The organism is Clostridium yunnanense (assembly GCF_016595795.1).
Taxonomy (GTDB): Bacteria; Bacillota; Clostridia; order Clostridiales; family Clostridiaceae; genus Clostridium_AR; species Clostridium_AR yunnanense.
Genome location: NZ_JAENHN010000010.1, coordinates 236,357 through 251,386, shown reverse-complemented (window position 1 = coordinate 251,386; position 15,030 = coordinate 236,357). Strand labels below are relative to the sequence as shown.

12 protein-coding genes are annotated in these 15,030 nt (G+C 31.7%); all 12 read right to left on the bottom strand.

From position 1 onward, the window contains the following. Window positions 1-8: 8 nt before the first annotated feature. The 12 genes from JHL18_RS04295 to JHL18_RS04240 all read right to left on the bottom strand — a co-directional run bounded on the left by JHL18_RS04295 (window position 9) and on the right by JHL18_RS04240 (window position 14,709). Complete coding sequence (locus JHL18_RS04295) at window positions 9-452, bottom strand: hydrogenase maturation protease (RefSeq protein WP_200266478.1); 444 nt, start codon at window positions 450-452, stop codon at window positions 9-11. After that, window positions 449-1,849 (bottom strand): nickel-dependent hydrogenase large subunit, encoded by a 1,401-nt coding sequence (locus tag JHL18_RS04290; protein WP_200266476.1) that lies wholly within the window; start codon window positions 1,847-1,849, stop codon window positions 449-451. The genes JHL18_RS04295 and JHL18_RS04290 overlap by 4 nt, the downstream gene beginning before the upstream one ends. Further along, entirely contained in the window at window positions 1,846-2,718 is an 873-nt protein-coding gene (locus tag JHL18_RS04285) for a hydrogenase small subunit (protein WP_200266474.1), read from the bottom strand. The genes JHL18_RS04290 and JHL18_RS04285 overlap by 4 nt, the downstream gene beginning before the upstream one ends. A 171-nt stretch (window positions 2,719-2,889) precedes the next feature. Further along, on the bottom strand, window positions 2,890-3,666 hold the full coding sequence (locus JHL18_RS04280) for a flagellar motor protein MotB (protein WP_200266472.1): 777 nt from the start codon (window positions 3,664-3,666) through the stop codon (window positions 2,890-2,892). Window positions 3,667-3,678: 12 nt separating this feature from the next. Then, window positions 3,679-4,464, bottom strand: coding sequence for a flagellar motor stator protein MotA (gene motA, locus JHL18_RS04275; RefSeq protein ID WP_200266470.1), 786 nt, complete (start codon window positions 4,462-4,464; stop codon window positions 3,679-3,681). A 639-nt stretch (window positions 4,465-5,103) separates the two neighbouring features. After that, window positions 5,104-6,711, bottom strand: coding sequence for a response regulator transcription factor (locus JHL18_RS04270; protein ID WP_207752957.1), 1,608 nt, complete (start codon window positions 6,709-6,711; stop codon window positions 5,104-5,106). 1 nt (window position 6,712) lies between these two features. Beyond that, a complete protein-coding gene (locus JHL18_RS04265; protein ID WP_200266466.1) occupies window positions 6,713-8,557 on the bottom strand; it encodes a cache domain-containing sensor histidine kinase in 1,845 nt (614 codons plus the stop codon). A 169-nt stretch (window positions 8,558-8,726) separates the two neighbouring features. Further along, window positions 8,727-9,746 (bottom strand): SGNH/GDSL hydrolase family protein, encoded by a 1,020-nt coding sequence (locus tag JHL18_RS04260; RefSeq protein ID WP_200266464.1) that lies wholly within the window; start codon window positions 9,744-9,746, stop codon window positions 8,727-8,729. A 330-nt stretch (window positions 9,747-10,076) separates the two neighbouring features. Next, a complete protein-coding gene (locus JHL18_RS04255; RefSeq protein WP_200266462.1) occupies window positions 10,077-11,075 on the bottom strand; it encodes a glycoside hydrolase family 130 protein in 999 nt (332 codons plus the stop codon). A gap of 157 nt (window positions 11,076-11,232) precedes the next feature. After that, the gene (locus JHL18_RS04250; protein WP_200266460.1) at window positions 11,233-12,078 is read right to left on the bottom strand and encodes a carbohydrate ABC transporter permease; all 846 of its coding nucleotides are present in this window, start codon (window positions 12,076-12,078) and stop codon (window positions 11,233-11,235) included. A 15-nt stretch (window positions 12,079-12,093) separates the two neighbouring features. After that, on the bottom strand, window positions 12,094-13,059 hold the full coding sequence (locus tag JHL18_RS04245) for a carbohydrate ABC transporter permease (protein ID WP_243277778.1): 966 nt from the start codon (window positions 13,057-13,059) through the stop codon (window positions 12,094-12,096). 273 nt (window positions 13,060-13,332) lie between these two features. Then, complete coding sequence (locus JHL18_RS04240; protein WP_200266458.1) at window positions 13,333-14,709, bottom strand: ABC transporter substrate-binding protein; 1,377 nt, start codon at window positions 14,707-14,709, stop codon at window positions 13,333-13,335. Window positions 14,710-15,030 lie beyond the last annotated feature (321 nt).

The window sequence follows — 15,030 nt, the reverse complement described above, 5'->3', positions numbered from 1 at the left end:
TTTTAATCCTATACTGTACAGATAATCTCGTACACTCTCTTAGCTATCTCTTCAAATTTACTTTTAAGCTTTTCCGATAGCTCCAAGTCGAAACATATCTTATCTACTTCAATTCCAATAATAAGTCCATCTATATCTAATTCAGCCTTATTGATGGAGGAAATAAGGCTCATATTGTGCATAAAAAATTGATTATTATCGTATGTCTTCACCTTATCTAAGGGAAGTATAGTAAGCTCGCCATCCTCTATCCCAAAGTTAGTACTATCAATTATTACCACAGTATCTCCGTTATCAATGCAATCTAAAGCATAGTCAAAATCTGTTTCCGCTCTTATACATTCTAATTCTAAACCTAGCTTCATTAATTTATCTTCAATACTGTCAATTATCTTCATTGATATACCATCATCACACATCAATATGTTTCCTATACCTATAATCTTGATCATACTAACCTCATAGTAAAATCACTACAGCTGTCGCTTATAACATGTGTTGCGCAAGAAACACATGGATCAAAGGACCTAACTATCCTTCCTATTTCTGAAGGAGCTTTAGAATTTTCTACATAAGCACCTATCAAAGCCTTTTCAATTACCCCTTTATTTCCTCTTGAATCAGTAGGGGATATATTCCATCCTGAAGGTGTTATTATATTATATTTTTTGATCTTTTGATCTTCTATCTTTAACCAATGTCCTAGTGCACCTCTTGTTGTATCTCTGAGTCCAACTCCATCAGCTATTTGTGGAATCTCTAATTTGTGCTGATTTGATATTCCTGGTTTAATCAGTTCTAGAAGACTTTCTATTATGTCACAAATTCGTTTTGCCTCTAAAACTCTAGCAATTATTCTATCCAAAGTTGAAATTCCTCTTGAATACTCCCCATTTATCCATAATCTTGCTAATGGCCCAACCTCCATTGGAATACCATTGTATCTAGCAGCTTTTACCCACGTATAAGCCTCCTTTTTAGTAGTATCTGGTTGAAGCTCTTTATCCTCATTTGCCACACCACTAGCATCGGTATAATATGAACTTACAATATCTTCACTTATGTTTGCGGGGTTAAACTCATTCCTTTTATTATCTATATACACGCCACTTTTCACATATGGAGCTAAGTTGTTAAGCTCTTTATCAAAAGCACCATAGCTTAAAAAGTTTCCATATCCTTTTCCGTTCTTAAAATCCTCTGGATAGTATTTAGCAATAGTGTTAGCATCATCAATCATTGAATCATTAATAAATTCCCTTATACCAAACAAAATAGATTTAAGCTCAATAATCTTTGTTGCATCTATATTTGATGTGACCCCACCAACAAAAATCCCATGGTTATGTGGTGCCTTCCCTCCTAAAAGTGCTAGCATTTTGTGCGCTTCTCTACTATATTTAAAAGCTTGTATATAATGTGCGTTTAATTTCGAGTTTATATCTTTTGGTAATTTATACTGCTTCATATTGTCATTAGCAGGATTGATATCTACTTTCACATAGTCAGGTATGGTAAATTGATAAAAATGTCTTATATGATTCTGCAAAAACTCACATCCATGCATTACATCTCTAAGTAAACTTCCATTTTCATCTGGTTTAACCCCTAATGCATTTTCAAGGGCTACGGAAGATACATATCCATGAGCTGTTGAGCAAATCCCACATATTCTTTCAGTAAAATAAACTGCATCCAGAGGAGATCTTCCCTTTAGCATTTCTTCAAAGCCTCTAAATAAAAAGCCATTAGTTTTTGCATCTATTATCGTATTTTTCTCTATAACAACTTCAACCTGCATGAACCCACTTATCCTAGTAATTGGATTTATGACTATCTTCTCACTCATTTCTTAACCACCTCTTGATAACTTATAAAAGGCTCCATCTTATCTGGAAAACCTTTGTTTACACATCCAATACAAGGTGTATTATCCTCTACCGGCCAATTAATTCGATCGTTCCATTTTCTCAAAGCACAATCAGCCCTCGTCATAGGACCTCTACAGCCCAATTGGTACATGCATTCCTTATCCCCAAGTTTAGTTGCAAATATCTTTTTATCAAAAAAGGATCTTCGTGAACAATAGGTATGAATAGTGTCTTCATATAGAAATAATGGTCTATTTTCAGAGTCTAGTTCTGGTATACCATATGAAATTAAATGTGCAACAGTACTTATCACCCATCTTGGATTTGCAGGGCATCCTGGAATTCTTATAACTTTATATAACTGCTCATTTAAAAATTCAGGTAAACTTACACTTGAGGAAGGATTAGGACTTGCAGCTGATATTCCTCCATAAGATGAGCAGGTTCCAACAGCTAAAATATATTTCGCTTTGCCTGCTGCAAGAATTACTGCTTCTGAACCTGATATAAGCTTTCCATTATACTCAGCTACAATATTATAGCTGCCGTTATCCTTAGTAGATATAGCTCCCTCAACAACTAGTATAAAATCGGTTTCCAAGGTTTCTAGAAATTTTTCAAAGGCTTTTTCACCTTCTGCTCCCATAATACTGTTATTGTACGTAATGTTAACCATTTGTGTTATAAAATACGAAACGTCTGGTGTGCTTGCATCTAAAAGTGAAATGATATTTCCAGAACAACCACATGCCTCCAGCCAGATAAGATTAGTTTTCTTAATTTGATTGTTTTCTATATTTTTCAATGTAGACTCTATTAATTCTCTTTGACATCTTTTCTTGGACATCTGAGCCTCTCAATAAATTGATTACCTATAAATTTTATTCATGTAATTTTTTCAATAGACTTAATTAGAAATAAAAACAACCTATTTGCCTATCAAATGTTCCTAGTATACATTCGGAAAGATAGATGCACAAAAAAATCGCTGAAGTAAGTCACTTCAGCGATTTGTAAATTATTTTTTTTCTGTTGTTGTACCACTTGTATCTGTAGGCTGTGCATATTTACGAATTATAAAAATTTCAACTCTTCTGTTTTTAGATCTTCCTTCAGCGGTATCGTTACTATATTTAGGTCTATATTCACCATATGCTTGTATAGAAATTTTATTAGTACCTACTCCACCTGAGTTAACCATAAAATTCATAACATTTATTGCACGCATTGCACTTAAGTCCCAGTTTGATCTAAATTTACTTGTAGTTATAGGCACATTATCTGTATGTCCTACAATCTTAATTTCATTATCTAGTCCACGTACCATTTTGGATATTTCGATAAGTAGTGGATTTACATTTTGCAATACTTGTGCATCTCCTGAATTGAAGAGCACTGCATCCTGTATAGATACTTCTAACCCCTCTTTATTAAGCTCAACCTTAACCTTTTCAGCATATCCTTTACTTTCGATTTCTGATTCTAAACTTTGTTTAAGTTGATTCATAGTATCTTCTTCTTTTTGTGTATTAGATTTCTCTGTTGAAGTCCCTGCATTGGCTGCTTGCGATTGGACAACCGCAGTGGTATCAGTTCCACCTTCGGACATAACAGAAGATCCACCTGAAAATATAACATTAAACTCAGCACTAAGCCTTTGAAGCTTTTGCGAATCTACTTTACTCATAGCAAACATAACTATAAAAAGTGCCAATAGGAGTGTAAGCATGTCCGCATAAGGTATAAGCCAAGTTTCATCTACATGCTCTTCATGATGTTCTTTTTTCTTTTTCATCACTTATCTCCTTTACTTTTCAGCATTTGCACTAATAACTTTTTCTCTTTCCTTAGGTTCTAGCATACCTATTAATCTAGCTTCAATACTCTTAGGATTCTTTCCAGCCTGAATAGCTAGTATACCTTCAAGTATAATCTTCATTGTACTTATTTCTTCATGAGACTTTCTTTTAAGTCTTGATGCAAATGGATGGAAAACAACATATCCGAAGAATATACCATAAAGTGTAGCAACAAAGGCCCCTGCTATCATATGTCCTAGCTTTTCAGTATCATTTAAGTTACCAAGTGCTCCTATAAGACCAACAACGGCTCCAAGAACTCCTAGTGTAGGTGCCGAACCACCAGCTGTAGTAAATACTGAAGCTCCTGCTCTGTGTCTTTCTTCCGTTCCATCAATTTCAATCTCTAAGGCTTCAACTATATCAGCTGGCTCCACACCATCGACAACCATTTCCAACCCTTTTTTCATAAATTTATTTTCCATAGCTTGCACAGTACTTTCAAGTGCTAATAACCCATTTTTACGAGTTGTTTGAGCCATCTCTACTATCTGTTTTATTATCTCTGCAGGGTCTTCCTTTTCATCTCCTTTGAAAAGTTTTCCAAAAAGTCTAGGAATGTTAAGAAATTCCTTTTTAGGAAAAGAGTTCATTACCGCTGCTGATGTTCCTACTAGAATAATTATTGCTGCCGCTGGATTTAATAATACAGCTATGTTTGCCCCCTTTACAATCATTCCTACTACAATTGATAGAAGACCTGTTATAACTCCTATGACTAGAAAAATATCCAAGATTTCATCCTCCTCGTAAAATTACCAATTCGACATATTATTATTTTTTTCGCAATTTTCATAAATTTATCATATCATAGTAAGTATTAATTTAGAACTACCAATCAATAAATGGATTAATGTAATATATAGAAACAATAATTTTTGTTTCATTACCACCCAGTTAACTATATCGATTCCCATATAATAGACCTTAACCTATATATTTTTAGACAGCCTACTTTATACTTACTTTAATAGATATTATCGCTATATAAAAAGCATCACTTTTTTAGCGGTGCTTTTATAGGTATTGCTACTATTAAATTATTCGTGTAATTTCAAAATTTCTTTTGCTATTTGATAAAAAATTATATCAAAGCTTGTCATTAATTTTTGCTTTAAAAGTTAAATTTTTCACCTTTTACTTTTAAAATACTTTATCTCTATAATTTTAACATATCATTTACCATACTTTCAACATACTTTAGTACCTTTTGTCGATTTTTGTTATTTATGCTATTATTATTAAACTCTTGAAATTGCTTTGTTATACAAAAAAAATATAAAGATTGCTCTTGATATATAATACATCTAGAGCAACCTCTTATTTATACTTTTAAAATTTATTTATAAAATCTAAGTTTGAATATTATGCCTCTAATTACATACAAACGACCTATATTTTAAAGGGTGGATTCCAGTAGTTCTTTTAAATACCTTGCTAAAATAGGATGCATCTTCATATCCAACCATTTCTGACACTTGTTGTATTAGTAATTCTGTGTCTTTTAAAAGTTCCTTAGCTCTATCCATCCTTATACTAGTGAGATAATCAGTTATAGTAACCCCTGTTTCTCTTTTAAATATTAAACTTATATAGTTTGGAGATAGATATATCATCTGTGATATCTTATTGACACTTATGTCATTCATATATTGACTACATATAAGCCTTTTAATATCTAATACGATCTTATCATTCTTTCTTGTATGTTTTTTAGAAAAATATTCAGCTAATTTTCTTAATATATCAGTCATATATTCTTCCAGAACAAATATATTTTCAATATTTTGTATATCATCTAATATTTTCGTTTTATCTTGTATTATATTATTTAAGTTTTCACCTAATTCATAAATGGTTCTAGATGAAATCAATATTATTTCGGAACATATACATTGTATATAGTCCATTTTGTAGGTATTATTTGACTTTAATTTCTTAAATATATCTTTACTTATGCCTTGTGTTTCTAATATATCGCCGACTTTAACTGCGTTAATAAGTTTTGTCTCAATTTCATAAAAATCAATATACTCTATTTCGATATAACTATCATCTATATCAGTTATATTTAGAATAGAGTTTTTACCTGTATAGAATTTATATTGTAAAGCACTTATACAATCTTTAAACCCTAAAGGTATGTCTTGAATATTGTTTACACTCCTGCTAATTCCAACTGAAACTGATACATTTAAAAGTGCTCTTAGCTTTATGGTTATTTCATCAAAGATGTCACTTGTTTCGCAAAGTTTCTCCTCTGGCCAATTAAATATAGAAATAAATTGATTTTCATTCATACATATACTGACACCGCTAGTTTTAGAGTTAATAATCTCATCTATAACATTTGTTACAGCAAACTCTAATAACTGTCTATCCTTTTCGGCATAGACTTGCTTTATTTGAGTATAGTCATCAATTGTAAGTGCTGATACTATAATATCGCCATCACTTCTAAATGGATTATTAAAATAATCTAATTTTTCTTCAATCTCTTCACTACTAGTAAAAGTTCCTAATAAAAGATTTCTCAAAAATTTCTCATTGGCTGCAACTATATTTTCCTTAAGCTGCTCTCTAAGCTCTTGCATTTTCTTTTTATTTGTTTTTTCTAATTCTATTCTCCCTACAACCTTATTTACTACATCCTTTAGTTCAGCTATTTCAAGTGGCTTTAAAATATACCCCTCTGCACTTATATCCACTGCACTCTTAGCATAAGCAAAATCTTGAACTCCGCTAAAAATAATTACTTTCATATTCTCATTTTCATTCTTTAACTTTCTTGTTACCTCTAACCCATCCATAAATGGCATTCTTATATCTGTAAACAATATATCAGGCTTCAATTTAGTACATAAATCATAAGCTTCCTTACCTTCTGAGGCTTCTCCTACAATTTCTATATTATACTCCTTCCAATCAATAATATTTATTATACCCTCTCGTACTAGTGTTTCATCATCCGCAATTACCATCTTAAGCATTAGAATCGCCCACATCCTTAACTATCTTTAATCTTAAAACAGCAGTAATTCCATAGTTTTTATTCTTATAATATTTAATTCCATAATCATCACCAAAAAAATGCTTAATTCTATCGTTCACATTTCTTATTCCTAAGGACTTAGATTTGATACTGCTATCTTCTAAGAATTTATTTAATTTATCTACATCTGCACCTAAACCATTGTCGCTTACTTTTATTTCAATTTCACCATCTATAACTGTTCCAACTATACTTATAAAACCTGCTCTTCCACTTTCTTCTATTCCATGCATTATTGCATTCTCCACAAGAGGTTGTAATATCAATTTCACTGTATAACAGTCATTGATTTCAGGCTGAAACTCTATATAGTATTCTAATCTTTTTTTAAACTTAGCACACTGTATCTGCAGGTAACTCTCAACCTGTATTTTTTCATCAGAAAAACTTATTATATTTTTCCCATTATTAAGACTATATCTGAAAAAATTCGATAAATTTTTTACCATGCTGCTTATGTCGGAAACATTATGCTTTATGGCTAGCCAATTTATTGAATCTAAAGTATTATATAAAAAGTGTGGATTAATTTGAGCAAGTAAGGCTTTAAGTTCAGCATCTTTCATCTTCAATTCGGCTTTATTCTTTCGAAGTTCGCTTACATAAAGCTTATCTATAAGCTCTTCAATCTGCCTCATCATATCCTTATATTGACTTATAAGAAAAGCAAATTCATCTTTTCTCTTATAGGATAAATCAACATTGAAATCTCCTTTTTTCACATTTGACATTGATTTCACCATGTATGCTATAGGTTTTGAAAAATCTTCTGACAAAACTAATGCAGCTATTACTGCAATTATTGTACATATAAGTATAACTAATCCCATAACCTCTTTAAAGGAAGTTAATTCTGAGTTCAACTCACTAACTGGTGAAATAGATACAATGTTCCATTTAAGCTTGTCTATATGTTTAACTGACACTAACATCTTAGTCCCATTAATATTTTCAACATAAGAGTGGTAAGAATCCCCTTCTCCACTTAAGTTTATATCATTATTTTTTATAACATCATTTACTAAAACGTTTTCTTTAGAAATAGGTTGTTTTTTATCATCAATTATAAAAACACTACTTCCTGCTGTCATCTTAGATTTTTCTAATATATCATCAAAATAATCAGCTCTCATATCTATTGTTAGTAGAGCTGCATATGGATTTACTACATTATCTGTTCTATACAATCTTCTAGCAAATTTTATAGTATTTATGTTTCCATTTACACTATCAATTTTGTCTATTCCTGCTATTGTAAAAGCTTCATTAGGGAGACATCTATACCAATCTATATCACTTATATTACTTATGTCATAGACTTTATCTGATATGTTATATTGATTATACTCCTGCCTGTCTACCATATAAATTCTAGGAAACAATTCGTTTCCTCTTACATAAGAAGATCCAAAAAGATAATAATCATCTAATATTTTATTTAATTCATTGATCTCATTTATTATAGCCACTGTACTTTTATCTTTTGGAGAAGATAACATGTCCAATATTCTTGAGTTATAAGTTATCAAAGTTGATATATCATCAACTATTTCTATTTTTTGCAACATTGTCTCTGAAATTGTATCTAAATTTTTTTCTATAGATAAATCTATCTTTTTACTAATTATATTCTTTGATTTGTTATAAACCGTTAAAGAAATAATAGAAGTTGGAATGAAAATAGATAGGATAAAATATATTATCAACCTTTTCTTAATGCTAAGTGCAAAGTATGCTGTCCTAATTTTATTTTTATCTAATAAATTAAAATTCAATTTAATCAGCTCCTCAAAATAAGTTAATGTCAATTCTATCCTACTAAACTGGTATATCTATCTACCTCATATTGGAACTTATTATTTTTAACTTCCCTCACCAAAACCCGTGAGAGTTTAAAAAATAATCTTTCTCTAGTTTAATCTTATAACAAAAACCATCTTATTTCTACAAAGTACCTGCCATCCTGGAAAAAACTTTGTTTGTGAAGTTATCTGACATTATATACTGTGCATCAGCATCAGGGTGCAATCCATCAGGTAAATGTTGCTTACTCTCTTCATTTAGTATCTCCAATCCACTAATATAGAATATATTTCTATCTCCGTAACTTTTAAAAATGTTAACTATCTGTTCTAGGCTTACTCTCATTTCAGTTAAACTTAGTCCACATGCGCCTTTCTCTATCTCCCTAGCTTCACAATATATAGGAGATATTATAGCAAGCGGTGTATAAGGATGTCTCTCTCTAATGCTTTTTATAATTCCAATAACATTTGGAGCAAACATTCTTTCAGTTTGGAGCCCTGGATAAGTATTTATTCCAAGCTTTAAGGTTATATAATCGGCTTCAAGGTCTCTCATCTTCATTCCTACCATTGGATCGAATACGCACTCTCCTGAAAATCCTAGGTTTGTTAAGTTTAGATTCAATTTTTGTGCTGTCATAGCAGCCCAAGTCTTTGAAGGTGAAGTTGCTGCATTTGATTGGCTAATTGAACTTCCATAATGAATCCACCTTTTCCTGTAATCTAAAGTTTTTGATATCTTAGCTCCTTTGTTAATAAAAAGCTTTTTAAGTTTAAAGGTTTGATTTTGTGTGAGCCATATTTCTATTTGTTTTGTTCCTTCCCTTAAACCTTCGAGAGCAATAGGTGATGTATCAGATATCTTTATCTGCTGATTAAAAGCACCCTCTACAAATACATCAAGAATTAAAGTATCTTCATCAATTTCCGCCATCTGTAATGCTATATATTGAGCATTTGTTGTAAAGCACAGCCTTACTCCCGAACAAAACTTACCTACTTTGTCTTTAAGAACAGGAAATAGTTCCTTTTCCTTAAAATCAATCCTCCATGGTGCACAATATTCATTGTTTTCCTCTACAGAGACTGCCCCTTCAAAGGAAAATACATTATCCAAATATGTATAATTATCCATATGAATTTCTTTAATTTTTGTCATAACCTTTAAATCCTTTCTATCACTATATATTTATATAATTTTATGATTTTAAATTTTAAAGTTCTTATATTCATAAATTCTTATATTACTATAAAAAACTCTTAAAAGCATTGAAACTTCTAGGCTTAACCGGCATAAAAATCACACTTTACTTTACAGTAAAAAATAGAATGATATAAAAATACACCATTCTAATAAAAACAATACTTTTAAAAATAACCGATATTTATATAAAGATGAACCAATCTAAAATATATAATTATACTATTTAAAGGTTGTTCAAAAGAGGTTTAAATATTTGGTAAACAAAATTGATTCATCTTCATTACTTTATTTTGCTTCTGTACATAGTTTGATTAAATCATTCACATCTGCTGTAGCTAGACATTCTACAGTATCAGCTGCACCATAATATATCTTCACTTCACCACTATCTTCAAGTATCATCCCTCCTGGGAATATAACATCATTTCTGAAACCATCTTTCTCATATTGAACCTCTGGTGCTATTAAAGGCTTTTTGCTCATTCCAATAATCTTTGACGGATCTTCCAGATCTAAAAGCATTATTCCTGAAGTATAACGCTTCTTCCAAGTATCTTCCCAGCCATTCTTCCCTCTGCTACTGTCTATATCAACCGCATGGAAACTTGTAAGCCAGCCTTTCTCTGTCTTTATTGGAGGGGCCGCAGGCCCAATCTTATCATTAGCAAAAGGAACGTTTTCCACTGCTAATAATAGCTTTGAATTTCCCCAGTATTTAAGATCTGGTGATTCTGATATCCACATATCGAATCGATCTTTGCCTCCACGGCTGTATACAGGGAAGGGTCTTTCAAATCGCATGTACTTACCATTAATCTTCTCAGGGAAAAGAGCCATATTTCTATTATCTGGCGCAGTCATATGCAGTACGTCAAACTTCTCAAAGTCTTCTGTAACAGCTATTCCGCCTCTTAGACCATGCTTAGTATCAACAGCAAAACACATATAGCACTTTCCATCAATTACTGTAAGCCTAGGATCATAAGCTCTTATTATTTCTTCATCTTCTAAAGAAAAGCATGGCTTCTTTTGAACCTCCCAATTGATACCATCATCACTAAAGGCTAAGCCTAAATTTGTACCTTCAAACCCAAATGGTCCTTGCTTTGTATAATTATAATCATTTCTAAATACCATTACATACTTACCTTGATACTTCGTTACTCCAGCATTAAATATTAGAGTAGCATCAAAAGGTACATCTTCTGCTGTTAGTATTGGATTCTTTTCGTGACGTTTAATAACACTGGCAGAGTATAATATTTTATCTACTTCATGACTCATTATTATTAGCCTCCATTTTATTGATGTACCACTTCATTTTCAAATTTATATTTTCAAATTGTCCTCTCAGAACGAAGAGTAGTTTTAAAAATAACTTTCACATTGAAGTGGTACATCTTTATAGTCTTTCATTTGATTTATATCAACTTACAATTCTCTAACCCTTAACTGCACCACTAGTTAAGCCTTCTATAAAGTAACGGTTGAGGAATATATAAACTATTATCATAGGAACAATAGCAATAGTTGTACCTGCAAGCATCATATTCCAAGAAGATGCTGCTTCTCCAGTATTTTTTAGGCTGACTATCCCTACTACTAAAGGTGATTTTTGAGGATTTGATAGGGTAAATACCATTGGTAGCATATAGTCATTCCATGCTGCTCTAAAGGATAAAAGTCCAATTGTTGCTATAAGTGGTTTAAGTAGTGGGAAGATTATATTCCAGTAGATTCTAAAGAATCCACATCCATCAATCTTTGCAGCTTCATCTATTTCATAAGGAATAGATTTCATAAAACTCATGGCTACAAAAACTTGAGTAACGTTTATACCTAATACTCTAATGATTATTACTCCCCAAAGTGAATTGCTGATTCCAAAAGCTTTCGCAATTTGTAATTGAGGGAAAAGACTTGAAGTTCCAAGTGATATGAACATTGTTGAAAGAAACATCCCATAGATAAATTTCTTTCCTCTAAACCTTCCTCTATTTAATACATACGCTAAGGTTGTTGAAGTAATTATAGAACCTATTATGATAAAGAAAGTCATATAAATACTATTCCACGTATAAAGTTTAAAGTTTGCTAATTTCCATGCTTGACTAAAGTTATCAAAAATAAATTTCTTAGGAAATATAGAAGAAGAAGTCAATATTTCTGAATTACTTTTAAAAGAAGCTAATATTAAATATATTAATGGAAATAGAGTTATCACAAGCGCTACTGAAAGGAATATATATCTTATTGATTTAGGTAATACTTTTTTTAGTTTCTCCATACTTTACTTCTCCTCCTAATAAATATTATTCATCTTTTTTGAAAATTTCAGGTAGATTATTGTTATAAGACCTATTATTAGAGCCGTAACCACTGCCATTGCAGAAGCATAACCATACTGAGGTAATCCTGCTGACATTGCATCAGTGCTAAAGAAGAATTTATATATATAAGTCATTACAACTTCTGTAGATCCACCTGGTTGTCCATTTGTCAACACAAGTACTAGATCAGAAAGCTTCATGCCTTCAACTATCGCAAGCATTAATACTGTCTGCATAACAGGTCCAAGCATTGGTACTGTTATCTTAAAAAACTTTTGTACTGAATTAGCTCCATCTATATCTGCACATTCATATATATCTTTAGGAACACTTTGAAGTCCCATTAAAAACAAAATCATATTCATACCTATATGACTCCATACAGCAGATATAACCACTATAAATATAGCTAGCCACTTGCTTCCAAACCAATTCACACCTTGATTTATAAAGCCTAAATTTATTAAAACTTGATTTACTATCCCATTGTAAGAACTAAAAATGTTTGAGAATATTATTCCTATGATAGCCGTACTGATCATTGTAGGTAAGAAAAGTGCTGTTCTAAAGAAGTTGTTTATTCTTGTCTTAGAATTCAATAAAACTGCTAAAATCAACGCTAGTGGGATTTCTATAGCCATTTTCCCCAGTGAAACCACAAAAGTATTTAATACAGAGATCCAATAAGCTTTATCTCTTGTAAATAATCTAACAAAGTTTTCTAGGCCAGTGTAAGTTGCCTTAGTAAAACCATCATAATCAAAACATGCGTATCTTATAACATATATTATTGGGTATATAGTAAACAAGAAAAAACCTATAAGCATTGGAGCTAGCATGATATATGCAGCTAAGGTATCTGAACTTCTGCTGCTTTTAAAGTTGAATAAGCTTTTTTTTGATTTACCACCTTTTTCAGCATATGTAGCCATTTTCATTATTTCATTTCCTCCTTCTTTATTATGGAGTTTCTAGCTTAACTATTAATTTATAAATGCTCGATAACCTCTACAAACCGAGATTATCGAACAAGTATAAATTGAGTTTAGGTAGAGGGATCCTTTAGATACACTGATTCAGTCTTTAGCCTCTAAATAGCGACTTTGACCCAAAGTAATGTGTATTTTATTAAATTCACAATCGTCCAAAGAAACTACTATACGAGAAATCTTCAGGCGGATGTAAAGTTAACCAACGTTACTAATAGTTCCTTATTTCTTACTGCTTACATCTGTCTTATCTATATATTGATTTATATCAAGTCCTTTATCTTCAGCTTTTTTCAATGCATCGTTGTATCTCTTATCAACATCTGCTAAAGCCTTTCCTGCATCTTCACCGTTTACTATAATCTTCATAAGAACATTTTCTATAGTGTCACCTTCTAGCTTTATGTCACCCTTTGGTGATAGAGGATATTGGTACGCATTAGATAAATCAGCAAAAGCATCGAAATTTTTTGTCTTAGGTTTATTTTTAGAATTCTTAATTAAATCTGCTTTATAAGGGATTGCTTTACCAGCTTCATATAGCTTTGTTGCAGCATCATCTGAAGTAAATGCTTTTAGTACTTCTAAAGCTTTGGCTTCATTTCCTTTAGATTTTGCTCCTATAGCAAAAGAGAATGTTTGATAAGTGTAATCTTTGTAGCTTTTGCTTGTATCTTCAACTGGTCTGCAAATCCCCCAATTCATCTTTGCTGGGAATTGATCTTGCCATACACCAGCATCCCAACTTGCAGAAAGTTTAAATCCTATATTACCTTCAGCAAACTGTGCTCTTGCAGCATCATTATTTAAGCCTTCAGATCCAGGGAACCATACGCCTTGTTTCTTCATGCTAGCTAATCTTTCAACAAATGGTTTCATTGAAGAAAAGTCAAAACTACCTGCTTTTTGATCATATTCATTATGACCTAAGGATGCTGCGTATTGCCATAATCCATTAACACTTGCATATCCAGTACTCTTTAGACCTTCTACAAATCCAAATTCCTTACCCTTTCCATTTTTAGTTATTGTTTTAGCCATTTCCTCTAACTCAGCCCAAGTCTTTGGAGGTGCATCGTATCCATTCTTCTTTAACAAATCCTTATTATAAGCAACTCCAAGTGTACTTATTGATTGAGGAACTGTATAAGTTTTTCCCTTTATTTTGTTATATCCAGCTTGTAGTGAATCTCCATAAGTCTTAAGATAGTCTTTTCCCCCTGGAAGATCTTCTAGAGGCAGTATGTAACCAACTGTTGCATACTGTGCAAGGTTAGTTTGAGGTACTTTAAATAAATTTGGTCCTTGTCCACCAGCTAATGCAACTGATAAAACATTTGAATAATCTGATCCATAAATCTTATACTCTATCTTTATTCCTTTTTCTTTTCCTATTCCATTATTGAAGTCTTCAACTACTTTCTCATCCTCATTTTTTGTTGCCGCATTATTACTCCAAACTGTTAGTGTATCAACAGTTGTTGGCTTTGCATCACCTTTACTCTCATTTTTTTCATCCTTAGAACATCCAATAAATAAGCCAGTAGATACTGTTACAGCGGCCATTAACATAATTGCTCTTAGTAATTTCTTTCTCATGATTTTCCCCCTCATTTAAATAACTTGAATCCGTTTACAAATATAATTATACTTACTTTACCCAGAAACTAAATGGAATTATCTATGATTGGTAGTAAAATTCTATACTCTTTAATTTTTCGTATAGAAATGTACAAATCATAAAAATGGTTATCTATTCATTTAAATAACGCAAAAACAAAGTGCACTTAGGTGATATTTCCTAAGTACACTCTGATATCCCACTTCGTATCAAAACTTATCAGAACCAGCTAGCGTTTTAAAAATAGATTTCGGATCAAAGTGGTTCATCTTTATATATAGATGAACCACTTCGTAATA

Excerpts from the sequence above, each read along its gene's own strand:
- JHL18_RS04240 (WP_200266458.1), bottom strand. The coding sequence starts at position 14,709 with ATGAGAAAGAAATTACTAAGAGCAATTATGTTAATGGCCGCTGTAACA.
- JHL18_RS04255 (WP_200266462.1), bottom strand. The coding sequence starts at position 11,075 with ATGAGTCATGAAGTAGATAAAATATTATACTCTGCCAGTGTTATTAAA.
- JHL18_RS04290 (WP_200266476.1), bottom strand. The coding sequence starts at position 1,849 with ATGAGTGAGAAGATAGTCATAAATCCAATTACTAGGATAAGTGGGTTC.
- JHL18_RS04250 (WP_200266460.1), bottom strand. The coding sequence starts at position 12,078 with ATGGAGAAACTAAAAAAAGTATTACCTAAATCAATAAGATATATATTC.
- JHL18_RS04245 (WP_243277778.1), bottom strand. The coding sequence starts at position 13,059 with ATGAAAATGGCTACATATGCTGAAAAAGGTGGTAAATCAAAAAAAAGC.
- JHL18_RS04260 (WP_200266464.1), bottom strand. The coding sequence starts at position 9,746 with ATGACAAAAATTAAAGAAATTCATATGGATAATTATACATATTTGGAT.
- JHL18_RS04295 (WP_200266478.1), bottom strand. The coding sequence starts at position 452 with ATGATCAAGATTATAGGTATAGGAAACATATTGATGTGTGATGATGGT.
- JHL18_RS04280 (WP_200266472.1), bottom strand. The coding sequence starts at position 3,666 with ATGAAAAAGAAAAAAGAACATCATGAAGAGCATGTAGATGAAACTTGG.
- JHL18_RS04285 (WP_200266474.1), bottom strand. The coding sequence starts at position 2,718 with ATGTCCAAGAAAAGATGTCAAAGAGAATTAATAGAGTCTACATTGAAA.
- JHL18_RS04270 (WP_207752957.1), bottom strand. The coding sequence starts at position 6,711 with ATGGTAATTGCGGATGATGAAACACTAGTACGAGAGGGTATAATAAAT.